Genomic DNA, 13,045 nt, shown 5'->3' on the forward strand with positions numbered 1-13,045 from the left:
GTAGGGACTGGAATATCAGTAACTGCTACCACAGGAAGTTATACCTTAACAGGAACGGATGCAGGAAATTATACAGTTACTCAACCAAGTGGCTTAACAGCAGATATTACAGCCAAAGTATTAACGGTAACAGCTGATGATAAATCTCGAGCAGTGGGAGTTGCTAATCCAGTTTTTACGATTACTTATTCAGGTTTTATAGGAGGAGATAGTGTTGCGGATTTAGGTACAGTTCCGGTAGCAAGTACTACAGCGACAATTGCATCTCCAGTTGGAATGTATCCTATTACGGCGTCAGGAGGAGTAGATAATAATTATTCTTTTAATTATGTTTCAGGTACTTTAAATGTTTTAATAGATACCGATGGCGATGGGGATCCAGATATTACTGATTCAGATGATGATAATGATGGAAACCCAGATGGGACAGATACAAATCCATTAGAAGTAAAAGTAACAGATGATGCTTTAACTGTAGTGGAAGGACAAACTGCTTCGGTAAATGTTTTAATAAATGACGATTTTCAAGCAGGAGCGAATACAAGTATTACTCAAACAGGAGGAACAGCTACAGGAACAGTAAATATAGATTCATTAACAGGAGAAGTAACTTATACACCAGCAGCAGGAGAAGAAGGAGGAACGGTAACTATAGAGCTGCAAGTATGTAATACGGCTGTAACACCACAAGTTTGTGCAACAGAAACAATTACCGTAACAGTACAAACAGATACTGATGGCGATGGAGATCCAGATGTTACTGATCCAGATGATGATAACGATGGCAATCCAGATGGGACAGATACAAATCCATTAGAAGTAAAAGTAACAGATGATACTTTAACTGTAGTGGAAGGACAAACTGCTTCGGTGAATGTTTTAATAAATGATGATTTTCAAGCAGGAGCGAATACAAGTATTACTCAAACAGGAGGAACAGCTACAGGAACAGTAAGTGTAGATCCATTAACAGGAGAAGTAACTTATACACCAGCAGCAGGAGAAGAAGGAGGAACGGTTACTATAGAGTTGCAAGTATGTAATACGGCTGTAACACCACAGGTTTGTGCAACAGAAACAATTACCGTAACAGTACAAACAGATACTGATGGCGATGGAGATCCAGATGTTACCGATCCAGATGACGATAATGATGGAAACCCAGATGGAACAGATACAAATCCATTAGAAGTAAAAGTAACAGATGATGTTTTAGTAGTAGGAGAAGGGCAGACCGCTTCAGTAAATATTTTGACAAATGATGATTTTCAAGCAGGAGCGAATACAAGCATTACTCAAACAGGAGGAACAGCTACAGGAACAGTAAGTATAGATCCATTAACAGGAGAAGTAACTTATACACCAGCTGCTGGAGAGCAAGGAGGAACAGTTACTATAGAATTACAAGTATGTAATACAGCAGTAACACCACAGGTTTGTGCAACAGAAACAATTACCGTAACTGTACAAACAGATACTGATGGCGATGGTGATCCAGATGTTACCGATCCAGATGATGATAACGATGGAAACCCAGATGGAACAGATACAAATCCATTAGAAGTAAAAGTAGAAGATGATGCTCTAACTGTAGTGGAAGGACAAGCTGCTTCGGTGAATGTTTTAACAAATGATGATTTTGAACCAGGAGTAAATACAAGTATTACTCAAACAGGAGGGACAGCTACAGGAACAGTAAGTATAGATCCATTAACAGGAGAAGTAACTTATACACCAGCAGCAGGAGAAGAAGGAGGAACGGTTACTATAGAGTTGCAAGTATGTAATACGGCGGTAACACCACAGGTTTGTGAAACAGAAACAATTACCGTAACTGTACAAACAGATACCGACGGCGATGGTGATCCAGATGTTACTGATCCAGATGATGATGGTGATGGAATTTCAGATGTAGATGAAGGTAATGGAGATAGTGATGGAGATGGAATACCTGATAGTTTAGATACTGATAGTGATGGAGATGGAATACCAGATGCAACAGAAGGGTCAGGAGATACAGATGGAGATGGAACACCTGATTATTTAGATTTAGATTCGGATGGAGATGGAGTTTCTGACAATACTGAAGGTACTGGGGATAGTGACGGTGATGGAGTTTCAGATTATCAAGATTCAGACGATGATGGAGATGGAGTATTAACTGCTGATGAAGATATAAATAACGATGGAGATCCAACAAATGATGATACTGATGGAGATGGAACGCCTGATTACCTAGATACAGATGATGACAACGATGGTATATTAACTATCGATGAGTTTATGAATGACTGTGATAATGATAAAGTGCCAGATCATATTGATTTAACTGACTGTACAATTATACCAGAAGGTTTTTCACCAAACGGAGATGGAGTAAATGATCTTTTTGTAATTCCATTCTTATCAAACTATAGAAACTTTAGTATGGGAGTTTATAATAGATATGGTAGAAAAGTTTACAGATATGATAACAACGGAAGTAGTAATCCGCAATGGTGGAATGGTTATTCAAATGCTAGTTTAACATTTGATAGTAGTAAACCAGTTCCAGTGGGTACATATTACTATGTTATAGAATTGAATGATGGTAGTGGTAAGCAATTTACAGGTTGGGTTTATATTAATAGATAATAGAAAAGAAATGAAAAAAGTTATATTAATAATAATAGTAATATTTAGTGCCTTTTCTGTTAAAGGTCAACAGGATCCACATTATACACAGTATATGTATAATATGAATATTGTAAATCCAGCTTATGCAGGGTCTAAAGATGGTTTGGTTTTGAGTGTTTTGGGTAGATCTCAATGGGCTGGTATCAAAGATGCGCCAAGAACATTTACGTTTAACGCGCAAGCACCTTTAGGTAAAAATGTAGGAATGGGGCTTTCTGTAATTGCAGATAAAATAGGACCTTTGTCTGAGCAGAATGTATATGCGGATTTTTCTTATACAATAAAAGTGAATGAAGCAGCAAAACTAGCTTTTGGTTTAAAAGCTGGAGTTACATTTTTATCAGCGCCATTATCGTTTTTAAATATCGTTAATTCAGGTGATATTGCTTTTCAAAATAATTTAAATGAAACGAATCCTAATTTTGGAGTAGGGCTTTATTATTATACAGATAGATATTATCTAGGATTGTCAGCTCCGAATTTATTAAAAACAATTCATTTTGAAAGAGGAAAAGGTATTGTTTCTAAGGCATTAGAGGAAACACATTATTTCTTTACAGGAGGATATGTTTTTCAAATGAGTGATGATATAAAATTTAAGCCTTCGTTTTTAGCGAAAGCGGCTGTAGGGGCTCCAGTTTCTGTAGAATATTCTGCAAATATATTGTTTTACGATAATATTGAGTTTGGACTGTCATATAGGTATGACGATTCGTTTTCGGCTATTTTTAGTTTAGATATTACTGAGAAATTAAGAATGGGATATGCATACGATCATACTTTTACAAATTTAGGGGATTTTAATTCTGGAAGTCACGAGGTATTAATGACCTTTAGCTTTGGGAAAGAGAAGTCTAAATTTCTAAGATTTTTTTAAAAGTATTTCAGAAAATAGATTGATTTATAAAAGGGTAAGTGATTTTCTATTACTTGCTCTTTTTTTTGTTGAAATAATCGTTTTTTAAGATTATGCTAAAGTCTGGAGCTATATATTTATTCTTATGGAAGAAAATAATAGTTAACCATAATTAACATTAGTTAACTTAATAAGGTTTAAACTAGCTATAAACTTGCATAGAAATTATAATATAACATTATGAAAAAAATAATAAAAATTAATCTACTGTTTGTTGTTGTATTCCTATGTGCTTGTAAGTATAGTACTAAAAAAGAAGAGCCAGTAGAGAATCAGAAGTTTAGTTTAGAGTCTTATTTGATTAAAGATGAATATGTAAAGTTAGAATTAAAAAAAATGTCTTCAGGGCATTTACATATTTATGGACAACTTAATGGGGTTAAAGGAAATTTTATTTTAGATACTGGAGCAGGAGCTACTGTTATTGATAAAAAAAATAAAGAAAAGTTTCATATGCAAGCTGTAAATTCAGGTGATGAAGGTACTGGTGCTGGAGGAACAGGGTTGCAAATGTTAGCTTCAGAAAAAAATAATTTTAGAATAGGAGAATTAGAAATGGATGAATTAGGCTTAACCTTAATGAGTTTGGGTCATGTTAATAAAGCATTTGAAAGTATGGGGTTGGAAGAAATTGATGGTGTAATTGGAGCAGATATTTTGACAAATAAAAAAGCAATAATAGATTATTCTAATCTTATATTGTATTTAAAAAAATAAAAAGAGAGGTTTTAAAACCTCTCTTTATAAAATGGTCAACCCATATTTAATATTATTTTTTAGTTATTTCCTAAGTTAGCGTATTCTTTTTCAGAGATTTTCCCAGTATGAATATCAACTAATTCTTCTATTTTAGTTAACATAAATTTGTGTAATTCTTCATCAATTTTTTCTGGCTTTTCAAGATTGCTAGATTTTAATTTACCAGGAATAACATAAGTATTGTAGTAGTAAAAAAAGTTATAATCTAGGTTTGAATTAGATAAATTACCATTGTTTCCTAATAACCATCCTAATCTTACAGCAGAACGTCTTTGCGAAGCAGAACCGTGAGAAGACCCACTAGCTCCAGCTATAGATTGAGAAAAATTGTATGCAGGAATAACATCAGACCAATTAGAAGTGTAACTTCTTCTTAAGAAATACCCGGCAAAACCATCAGCTTCTAATTCAGTATTAGAAGGTCCGGTTACTGAAGGATATCCTTGTCTAAATTGTATTTGATGAGCTACCTCATGTGCTACAATATATGCTACAGCAGATCTTCCATAATTTAAAGCTCCTCTTAACATTTCTTCACCCCAAATAATATAATTTGCTGGAGGTCCGTAAGATAAAGCATTGAAAGTACCACTTCCTGCTGCAAAATAAAGAGGAACATTAGCTATACCAAAAAGGCTTGATGCTTTATTGTTTTGTTGTTTTAAAAAGTTGGTTTCACTTGTATTGATAAGTGTGTTTGACCAATAAGAGTTTGGTCCAAATTGAGATACTGTTGCACATTTGTGTGCTGTGTTGTGATTATCAAATTCACTTGGTAAAACACCAGCTTCTGGTGAATTAGCGCTTAATGCTATGTCTTTAGCTATTTCTTGATTGTCACAACTTTGCAACGAAACTAAAATAGCCAACGTTGTTAATTTAATGAAATTTTTCATTTATTTTGAAGGGTTTGGGGGTTGACCAAGTTGAAAACGAATGCAATTGTGTATTATTGTATTTTTAATAAAAATATTTAAATAATAAATTTAATTTATTAAAATAGTTAAATTCTTTAATTATCTATGCTTTAATTCTGTTTTGTTGTAGTGAAATATAAAACTCAATATTTGTAAGTGGTTGAGACTATGTCCTTCGTGTTTGTTTTTTTATTCAGTGTATTTTATAGATAATAGTTGGAGGTAAAAGTAAAGAATTTTTCTATTGAATTTTTTAATACACAGTGAAGTCGGGATGAAAGGATTCGAACCTTCGATCTCACGGCCCCCAGCCGTGCACTTTAACCGGACTAAGCTACATCCCGAGTTGTAAGCAAATATATTATTAAAAAAATAAAAAGTTCTAGGGCAGACCTAGAACTTTTATCAAGAATAAATATTATAAAGAATAATAGTTGATTAAAAATTATTATTCTATCTATTTTATAAACGTTATAAATTGTCGTTTATTGTTTCTGTTCAATATTACGCAGTTAAGGGTTTACCTTTTAAACGCTTTTCAATTCGCTGTTTTACAACGGTTAATCTTTTCATTGCATCCATTAAGGCAGTGTCCTTAGTTTCTTTATATACCTCGTTTATCTCTAATATCAAAGCTTTAGCTTCTCTTGAAGCTAATATTCGATCACTAGTAGTGATAAATTTGAACTTTCTGTTTTCAAATTCATCTGCTTTACTTATTAATTCTGAGTTCATAAAATATCTACTAATTTTAATTAAATTATCTTTTTTTAGAATAAGTCTGGTAATTGATTCCGAATAAAAAAGATTTATTTTCTCTATAAATAAATTGGGCGACAAATATATACTAATCTTTCATTTAACCTATAATAAATTCATCAAATTATTTTATTTTTTTATAAATTTTCTTTATAACGTAATTTAGACCAAAATTTCCTAGTTTTTGTTAATCATAGATGTAATCTATTGAGTTAAATATAATAATTTTTATTTGTTATGTCAAGTCTATTTACAGAAAATTAACATAAATACTGGGCTTTTTTGATGATTATTCATTTGTTTATGGTGAATTATTGAGAATAAAGTATTTTTGAAGTCTTAAGATTTTATGTGATAAGTCTTTAATTTTAAACATAACAGATTTAATGAGAAAAGTAATATTAATAATTTTAGTGGTTGTATTTCAGTCATGTAGTAGTAAGAAAAAGAGGAAAATTACAGGGAAGTCTCCTTTTCAAATAGAAATGAATACTGAATTTAAGGATGCTTCTAAATCACCATTGACTAAAAAAGGATTAAGGAACTTTAAAGGGTTGGATTTTTTTCCAATTTCAGAAGCGTATATCGTAAGAGCTAAATTAATTAAGACACCTGATGCTCCAACATTCAACTTTCCTACAACTACTGATAGGGTTGCGGTGTATAAAAAGTATGGTGTAGTTTCTTTTAAAATAAATGGAAAAGATTTTAAATTAGCTATATATCGAGATGAACACCCAGAGCCAAAATATAAGGATAACTTGTTTTTACCATTTTTGGATAATACTAATGGAAAAACTTCTTATGAAGGAGGGCGTTTTATTGATGTTTTAGTCACTGATGAAAATGAGGATGGTACAATAACTATTGATTTTAATAAGGCATATAATCCTTATTGTGCATATAGTGATCGATATTCTTGTCCTATTACACCTAGAGATAATTATTTAGATACTGAGATAAAGGCTGGAGTAATGGCCTATAAAAAACCATAAAAAAAGCCTGCTTAGCAGGCTTTTTTATTTAATTGGAGGATTTAATCCTTCTATGCTATCTTGTTCTATTGCTTGTTGTAATGAATTTAAATAGTTTTTTCTAACCTTTAATTTTGTTTCAGCATGTGCTTTTTTGTTTAAGTTAGAAAACATTTCAGCAATCTTTATAGCTGTAGGCATCAAATGATCTTCAGGTACAATTCTATCCAGAAAACCAGCTGTAACAGCATTTGCAGGAGTGTATATTTCAGAATTACTAATGCTTCTTTCAAAATAGATAGGAGCTAAGCGCGCTTTGGCTATTTCAATACCAGCATGGTGCATTGTCATTCCAATCATAACTTCGTTTAATCCAATTTTAAAATCACCTTCGGTACCTATTCTATAATCAGCAGAAAGAAGTAAAAAAGCTCCTTTTGCAATTGCGTGTCCACTACAAGCGATTATAACTGGAAAAGGAAAAGATAACATTCTAAGTGATAACTTAGAGCCTTTGGTTACTAACTCTAAAGCCGATTCAGGAGAAGCTGTCATGCTTTTTAAGTCATAACCAGCAGAAAAGATACCGGGTTGACCTGTTAAAATAACAACTTTCTTTTCTTGTTCTGCTTGATTGAATGCAATGTTTAAAGCATCAATAACTTCATGTGAAATAGCATTTGCTTTTCCGTTTGTAATAGTAATAATTACATAAGCATCTTTCGATGTATACTGAACAGGGGTACTCATATGTTTATATAAATTTAATTAAATAGATTCCAGCAAAAACAGCTGAAAAACCAAGAATGAAACTTGCAATTGTATAAAAAGCAAAAGAGGTAAAATCTCCCGATTTTAAGAAAATATGATTTTCATAAGCAAAGGTTGAAAAAGTGGTAAAACCACCACAAAAACCAGTGGCTAATAATAAGGTGTGATTTTGAGTTAAGGTTTCATTTTTTGCAGCCAAACCTAGGATGATACCTATAAATAAGCTTCCTAAAACATTTGCAGCAAATGTGCCATAAGGAATACCTGTTGCAGGACTGTTTAAAAGTTTACCTATAAGGTATCTCAAAACACTTCCAGTTCCGCCACCAATAAAAACTAATAATAGTTGTTTCATATATATGCGAAAATAATAAAACCTCACAAATTTTGTGAGGTTTTACGAATATATAGTTTTTGTATTATTCAATTGGATAATAAATATCAGTTTGTATTTCTGTAGGTTTTACAGTACTTGGGTCGTTAACGTACAATTCCCAAATAGGCCATTTTTGAGTAAGATTATTCTCTTTTAAATAATTGTCTATTTTGGTATGTGCATCGTAATCACCTTCTCCGTAATTACCAAATTTAGAAATTACTAGGCTATTACCTGCAGGTAACTTTACAACTTCCATTCCTGTAGCTGGTGCTAATTCTTTGTTTAAAAGTAATCCGATATAAAATTCAGTTTCTCCAGATTTTTCATCGTATTTACTAAATACAGCCCCAGGAGTGTAATCACCAAGTTTTAGTCCATTTTTAGCTGCATACATTCCTGCTTTAGGTAAATCTTGCATGAATAAACGTGTCATTTCTTTATGGTCAATTTTAATCTTATGACGGTACCCGATAAAGATTTTTTCAGGCACCTCTTTTGTAGAAATTTCGCCAATGGTAAACTTTGGAGTTGCTGGAATTGTTTCCAAAAGAACCTTTTCTAAATTATCTAATCCTTTTTCTTCCATTGGTCCAAACATATTGTCCCAACCTCCTGTGAATGCGGCAATCATTTTAAAGAAAAAAGGAGATTTCTCAGCTTTCATACCCCATGTTACCTTTGTGCCATCAGATACTTCTTCAAAATTCCAATAAATATCTCCTGGTTCACTATCCATAAAAGATATTTTTTGGTCAATAGATTTGTTTTCAACTAAAGCAACAGTTTCCATTTTTCCTGGTCCGTCTTTACTTGTCCAGCTATCAGAAGCACCAACACCTACTGTTTTATCACCATAAGTTACTACAATAGTGCTGTCTTCATCATGCCATGGCCCCCATTTTTCCCATGTTTTTAAATCGTTTACGGTATTAAATGCATGTGCAATCGGAGCTTTTATTACTTTGCTTCTACTTACGTCGTAACTTCCAGTATAAGTACTAACGTAAATTAAGCCAATAGCAATTACTGCCACTATAAGTAGCAGTATGTATTTTAAGATTTTCATAATTATTATAGTTTGATTTATTGTAAAGTTACTGATTTTTAAATTGTTATTTTAAAACAACATCGTCAGCATCAGTCCAATTCCACTTTCCTACAATAACTCCATTTTCTACAGTAATAACTCCTGGATTGGCTCTAATTGCAGTTTTTAAAGCAGTTTCATCACAAAAACCAAAAGTATATGGTAAACCAAATTCTTTTTGTGTAGCTGCTAAGTCTTCAATATAAGAAGCTGTTAAAACATAAATTTCATATCCTTTAGCTTTTGCATCAGCTGCTACTTTTGAAATAGCTGGTAATCCTTCTTTTTCAGTTTTCTCGAAGTTGTAAAGCATAATTAACATTGCTTTATCTTTACCAAGCATTTCTTCTAATTTATCACCTTCATCAGTTTCAATCATAAAATCATGAATAGGAGGAACTTCATCGCTTCCATCTTTATATGCCATTCCTTCAGCAATATTAGTTCCTATTGAGTAAGCTCTAAAATCTATAATTGGTAAGTGTTGTAAAACGTGATATACAATCACTAATGAAAAGAAAACTGAAGCGTATGTAGCTAAAGCACCTACTTTTTTAGAAATTAAAGGTGTAATGTATCTTAATCCTATAATTAAAATCACGATAAAAATCATGAATACGACATTTTTATAAAATGTTTCTTTAGGTGTAAGTTTTAAAGCATCTCCAAAACAACCACAGTCAGTTACTTTGTTGTAAGTGTATGAATACCAGGTTAAGAATAAGAATACTAAGTTAAGACTAAACAAACTCCAAACCGTAAATTTAGGTTTAAAACCTACTAAAAGCATTATTCCTAAAACTAATTCAGTTACAATTAAAAGAATAGAAAAAGGTAAAGTATAAGGAATTAAAAACTCCATGTTTAATACTCCTTCACTAAAATATTCCTGAAATTTATATTGAGAACCTATAGGGTCTACTAGTTTTACAAATCCTGAATAAATAAATAAAAGTCCTACAAGTACTCTTGAAATATGTGTTGAAATTTTTAAAATCATTTTTTAAGGGGTTTAGGTTAACTGTCTAATTCTGAATGGTGAATCAAAGCAAAAATAGCATAATTAATCATATCTTGATAATTTGCGTCTATTCCCTCTGAAACTATAGTCTTTCCTTGGTTATCTTCAATTTGTTTTACACGAAGAAGTTTTTGAAGAATTAAATCTGTTAAGGAAGAAATTCTCATATCTCTCCATGCTTCACCATAGTCATGGTTTTTATTTTCCATTAACTCTTTGGTAATTTTTACATGTTTGTCGTACAAATCAGTAGCATCTTCAGTATTCATATCAGGTTGTTCAACAACTCCTTTTTCTAGCTGAATTAAAGCCATTATTGAATAATTAATAATTCCAATAAATTCTGATTTTTCACCTTCATCTACTTTACGTTCAGTGTTTTCTTGTAGTTGTCGGATACGTTGAGCTTTGATAAAAATTTGATCGGTTAATGATGGCAGTCTTAATATTCTCCATGCACTACCGTAGTCACTCATTTTTTTTATAAACAAACTTCTACATTCTTCAACTACTGAATCGTATTGTTGGGATGTGTTTTGCATCTTTTTTATTTAAAAGTAATCGACCAAAAATAGTAAATATTACAAGCTTTTCGTTTATTTTTACTTGGAAATTTATTATGATGACAATTAATTGTAAAGGAAGTTTAATAGATCTTTCTTCTCCTAAAGTAATGGGGATTTTAAATATTACCCCCGATTCTTTTTTTGATGGTGGTAAATATAAAAATGAGAAAGAGATACTTATACAGACAGAAAAAATGTTAAATGATGGAGCTACATTTATTGATGTAGGAGCTTATTCGTCAAGACCAGGAGCTAAACATATTTCTGAAGAAGAAGAGTTACAGAGAATTATACCAGTTATTGAATTATTAGTAAAAAAGTTTCCAGAAATTATAATTTCTGTAGATTCATTTAGGAGTAGGGTAGTAGAGGAAACTATTAATACTGGAGCAGCAATTATTAATGATATCTCTGGGGGAGTAATGGATGTTAAAATGTTTGAAACCGTAGCGAAATTACAAGTGCCTTATATTATGATGCATATGCAAGGAACTCCTAAAAATATGCAGCAAAACCCTACTTATACTGATATAGTGAGAGAAATAACTTCATTTTTTGCAGCTCAAATTTTTAAGCTTCGTGAGCTAAAAGTAAATGATGTTATCATTGATGTTGGTTTTGGTTTTGGAAAAACACTAGAACATAATTACGAGTTGTTACAAAAATTAAGTTTATTTAAACATTTGAATGTTCCTGTTCTAACTGGGGTTTCTAGAAAATCGATGTTGTATAAATTATTAGATATAACTCCTCAAGAAGCTTTGAATGCGACAACAGTAGCTAATACGATTGCTTTGCTAAATGGCACTAATATTTTAAGGGTTCATGATGTAAGAGAAGCGGTAGAAGCTGTTAAAATAGTAGAGCAATTATCATAAAATGATTACATTTACTAAAACTTCTATAAAATAAATGAGTTTAGATTTTATTGATTTTTCGTTTCTGGATGTGCTTGATATTATTTTAGTCGCTGTACTTTTATATTATATATACAAGTTATTAAAAGGAACGGTAGCCATTAATATAGTTATTGGAATCGCTTTAATTTTTTTGATTTGGAAAATTACCCAAGCACTTCATATGGAGATGCTTAGTGGAATATTAGGTTATTTACTTTCTGGAGGAGTTATTGCGCTGATTATAGTATTTCAACAAGAAATTAGAAAGTTTTTATTAATGATAGGTACCACTAATTTTTCTACGAAACGTGGGTTTTTAAATCAATTAAAATTTTTACAATCGGAAATCAATTCAGAAATTGATATTGAAACAATTTTAAAAGCGTGTTTTAATTTATCGAAAACTAAAACAGGAGCTTTAATAGTAATTGAAAAAACGAATAATTTAGATTTTCTAATTAATACTGGGGATAAAATGAATGCGCTAGTAAATGAGGCAATACTAGAAAGTATTTTTTATAAAAATAGCCCTTTACATGATGGCGCTACAGTTATTAGAGACAACTACATTATTGCTACTCGTGTTATTTTACCGGTTTCAGATAGTATGAAAATTCCTTCTAGGTTTGGATTAAGACATAGAGCAGCGATAGGTGTTACTGAAAAAACAGATGCAATTTGTTTATTAGTATCAGAAGAAACAGGTGAAATATCGTATATAAATAATGGAGAGTTTGTATTGTATAAAACTCCAGAAGAATTATTTAAGAAATTACAAAAAGATTTAACTGCATAAAAAAAGCTCGCTAAAGCGAGCTTTTTAGTTTTTATAAAAATCTAAAATTATTTAGCTGGTGCCATTTTAGATTGGATAGCTGTCATTACACTGTTAAATTTCTTAGCAGTTTCAGCATCTAAAGAACTTACTATTTCTTTTCCTTTAGCAGCTAATTCTACACCTTTTTTAGCTAATTCAGTATTCTTAAGAACATCTCCTTTTGCGTCGATATAATCTTTTGCGTAAGCAGCATAACTTTTTACGTATGCGTCTACTTTTTCGTTGTCAAAACTAGGGATAGTTACCCCTTCTAAAGCAGACTCAACAGCTTCAGTAGCTTTTTCTACAGCAGCTTCTGCTTCTTCAACAACTTTAGTTGCAGCCTCAGTAGTAGCTTCAGCAGCTTTTTCAGTTGCTTCAACAGCAGCATCTGTAGCAGCTTTAGTTTCTTCTTTTGCGTTTTTACATGAAGTTGCTAATAAAGCTCCAACAACAAATACAGATAAAATTACTTTTTTCATGATTAATTGATTTTTAGTTTAA

At 31.7% G+C, this 13,045-nt stretch carries 14 protein-coding genes and 1 tRNA gene; 6 read left to right on the top strand and 9 right to left on the bottom strand.

Features of this window, described 5'->3' with window-relative positions; genetic code table 11:
• From Q0958_RS15470 to Q0958_RS15480, 3 genes are all read left to right on the top strand, one after another.
• Nucleotides 1–2,634 (top strand): gliding motility-associated C-terminal domain-containing protein (locus tag Q0958_RS15470; RefSeq protein ID WP_299124639.1); only part of this gene is annotated, 2,634 nt, incomplete at its 5' end.
• 10 nt (nucleotides 2,635–2,644) lie between these two features.
• On the top strand, nucleotides 2,645–3,553 hold the full coding sequence (locus tag Q0958_RS15475; protein WP_299124640.1) for a type IX secretion system membrane protein PorP/SprF: 909 nt from the start codon (nucleotides 2,645–2,647) through the stop codon (nucleotides 3,551–3,553).
• 219 nt (nucleotides 3,554–3,772) lie between these two features.
• The gene (locus tag Q0958_RS15480) at nucleotides 3,773–4,309 is read left to right on the top strand and encodes a retropepsin-like aspartic protease (protein WP_299124642.1); all 537 of its coding nucleotides are present in this window, start codon (nucleotides 3,773–3,775) and stop codon (nucleotides 4,307–4,309) included.
• Nucleotides 4,310–4,368: 59 nt separating this feature from the next.
• Here the strand turns inward: Q0958_RS15480 and Q0958_RS15485 are convergent, their stop codons facing one another.
• The 3 genes from Q0958_RS15485 to Q0958_RS15495 form a co-directional block, all read right to left on the bottom strand.
• Nucleotides 4,369–5,247 carry a metalloprotease gene (locus Q0958_RS15485; RefSeq protein WP_299124643.1) on the bottom strand — a complete coding sequence of 293 codons (879 nt, stop codon included), beginning with the start codon at nucleotides 5,245–5,247 and terminating at the stop codon, nucleotides 4,369–4,371.
• 290 nt (nucleotides 5,248–5,537) lie between these two features.
• Nucleotides 5,538–5,612, bottom strand: a tRNA-Pro gene (locus Q0958_RS15490).
• A 160-nt stretch (nucleotides 5,613–5,772) separates the two neighbouring features.
• Nucleotides 5,773–6,003, bottom strand: coding sequence for a hypothetical protein (locus Q0958_RS15495; RefSeq protein WP_272150122.1), 231 nt, complete (start codon nucleotides 6,001–6,003; stop codon nucleotides 5,773–5,775).
• A 410-nt stretch (nucleotides 6,004–6,413) separates the two neighbouring features.
• On the opposite strand from Q0958_RS15495, the gene Q0958_RS15500 reads away from it, so the two are divergent.
• The gene (locus Q0958_RS15500) at nucleotides 6,414–7,022 is read left to right on the top strand and encodes a DUF1684 domain-containing protein (protein WP_299124646.1); all 609 of its coding nucleotides are present in this window, start codon (nucleotides 6,414–6,416) and stop codon (nucleotides 7,020–7,022) included.
• A 24-nt stretch (nucleotides 7,023–7,046) separates the two neighbouring features.
• Here Q0958_RS15500 and Q0958_RS15505 read toward each other — a convergent pair whose 3' ends face one another.
• From Q0958_RS15505 to Q0958_RS15525, 5 genes are all read right to left on the bottom strand, one after another.
• Nucleotides 7,047–7,751 carry a crotonase/enoyl-CoA hydratase family protein gene (locus tag Q0958_RS15505; protein WP_299124648.1) on the bottom strand — a complete coding sequence of 235 codons (705 nt, stop codon included), beginning with the start codon at nucleotides 7,749–7,751 and terminating at the stop codon, nucleotides 7,047–7,049.
• 4 nt (nucleotides 7,752–7,755) lie between these two features.
• Nucleotides 7,756–8,127 carry a fluoride efflux transporter CrcB gene (gene crcB / locus Q0958_RS15510; protein WP_299124650.1) on the bottom strand — a complete coding sequence of 124 codons (372 nt, stop codon included), beginning with the start codon at nucleotides 8,125–8,127 and terminating at the stop codon, nucleotides 7,756–7,758.
• A gap of 64 nt (nucleotides 8,128–8,191) precedes the next feature.
• Complete coding sequence (locus tag Q0958_RS15515) at nucleotides 8,192–9,217, bottom strand: GyrI-like domain-containing protein (RefSeq protein WP_299124651.1); 1,026 nt, start codon at nucleotides 9,215–9,217, stop codon at nucleotides 8,192–8,194.
• Between the two features lie 46 nt (nucleotides 9,218–9,263).
• Nucleotides 9,264–10,238: a DoxX family protein gene (locus tag Q0958_RS15520; protein ID WP_299124653.1), complete on the bottom strand. Its 975-nt coding sequence runs from the start codon at nucleotides 10,236–10,238 to the stop codon at nucleotides 9,264–9,266.
• A gap of 17 nt (nucleotides 10,239–10,255) precedes the next feature.
• Entirely contained in the window at nucleotides 10,256–10,801 is a 546-nt protein-coding gene (locus tag Q0958_RS15525) for a DUF1599 domain-containing protein (protein ID WP_299124655.1), read from the bottom strand.
• Between the two features lie 80 nt (nucleotides 10,802–10,881).
• On the opposite strand from Q0958_RS15525, the gene folP reads away from it, so the two are divergent.
• Together folP and cdaA are read left to right on the top strand one after the other, a co-directional pair.
• Nucleotides 10,882–11,703 (top strand): dihydropteroate synthase, encoded by an 822-nt coding sequence (folP, locus tag Q0958_RS15530; protein ID WP_299124908.1) that lies wholly within the window; start codon nucleotides 10,882–10,884, stop codon nucleotides 11,701–11,703.
• 34 nt (nucleotides 11,704–11,737) lie between these two features.
• Nucleotides 11,738–12,520, top strand: a complete 783-nt coding sequence (cdaA, locus tag Q0958_RS15535) for a diadenylate cyclase CdaA (protein ID WP_299124657.1) — start codon at nucleotides 11,738–11,740, stop codon at nucleotides 12,518–12,520.
• A gap of 47 nt (nucleotides 12,521–12,567) precedes the next feature.
• On the opposite strand, the gene Q0958_RS15540 is transcribed toward cdaA, so the two are convergent.
• A complete protein-coding gene (locus tag Q0958_RS15540; protein WP_299124659.1) occupies nucleotides 12,568–13,023 on the bottom strand; it encodes a hypothetical protein in 456 nt (151 codons plus the stop codon).
• Between the last annotated feature and the right edge of the window lie 22 nt (nucleotides 13,024–13,045).

The sequence above is a fragment of the uncultured Tenacibaculum sp. genome, assembly GCF_947499065.1.
Classification (GTDB): domain Bacteria; phylum Bacteroidota; class Bacteroidia; order Flavobacteriales; family Flavobacteriaceae; genus Polaribacter.

Bases quoted from the DNA above. Each gene is read 5' to 3' on its own strand.
- Q0958_RS15540 (WP_299124659.1), bottom strand. From the start codon at position 13,023: ATGAAAAAAGTAATTTTATCTGTATTTGTTGTTGGAGCTTTATTAGCA.
- Q0958_RS15505 (WP_299124648.1), bottom strand. From the start codon at position 7,751: ATGAGTACCCCTGTTCAGTATACATCGAAAGATGCTTATGTAATTATT.
- Q0958_RS15480 (WP_299124642.1), top strand. From the start codon at position 3,773: ATGAAAAAAATAATAAAAATTAATCTACTGTTTGTTGTTGTATTCCTA.
- folP (WP_299124908.1), top strand. From the start codon at position 10,882: ATGACAATTAATTGTAAAGGAAGTTTAATAGATCTTTCTTCTCCTAAA.
- Q0958_RS15485 (WP_299124643.1), bottom strand. From the start codon at position 5,247: ATGAAAAATTTCATTAAATTAACAACGTTGGCTATTTTAGTTTCGTTG.
- Q0958_RS15515 (WP_299124651.1), bottom strand. From the start codon at position 9,217: ATGAAAATCTTAAAATACATACTGCTACTTATAGTGGCAGTAATTGCT.
- Q0958_RS15495 (WP_272150122.1), bottom strand. From the start codon at position 6,003: ATGAACTCAGAATTAATAAGTAAAGCAGATGAATTTGAAAACAGAAAG.
- cdaA (WP_299124657.1), top strand. From the start codon at position 11,738: ATGAGTTTAGATTTTATTGATTTTTCGTTTCTGGATGTGCTTGATATT.
- Q0958_RS15475 (WP_299124640.1), top strand. From the start codon at position 2,645: ATGAAAAAAGTTATATTAATAATAATAGTAATATTTAGTGCCTTTTCT.
- Q0958_RS15525 (WP_299124655.1), bottom strand. From the start codon at position 10,801: ATGCAAAACACATCCCAACAATACGATTCAGTAGTTGAAGAATGTAGA.
- Q0958_RS15500 (WP_299124646.1), top strand. From the start codon at position 6,414: ATGAGAAAAGTAATATTAATAATTTTAGTGGTTGTATTTCAGTCATGT.
- crcB (WP_299124650.1), bottom strand. From the start codon at position 8,127: ATGAAACAACTATTATTAGTTTTTATTGGTGGCGGAACTGGAAGTGTT.
- Q0958_RS15520 (WP_299124653.1), bottom strand. From the start codon at position 10,238: ATGATTTTAAAAATTTCAACACATATTTCAAGAGTACTTGTAGGACTT.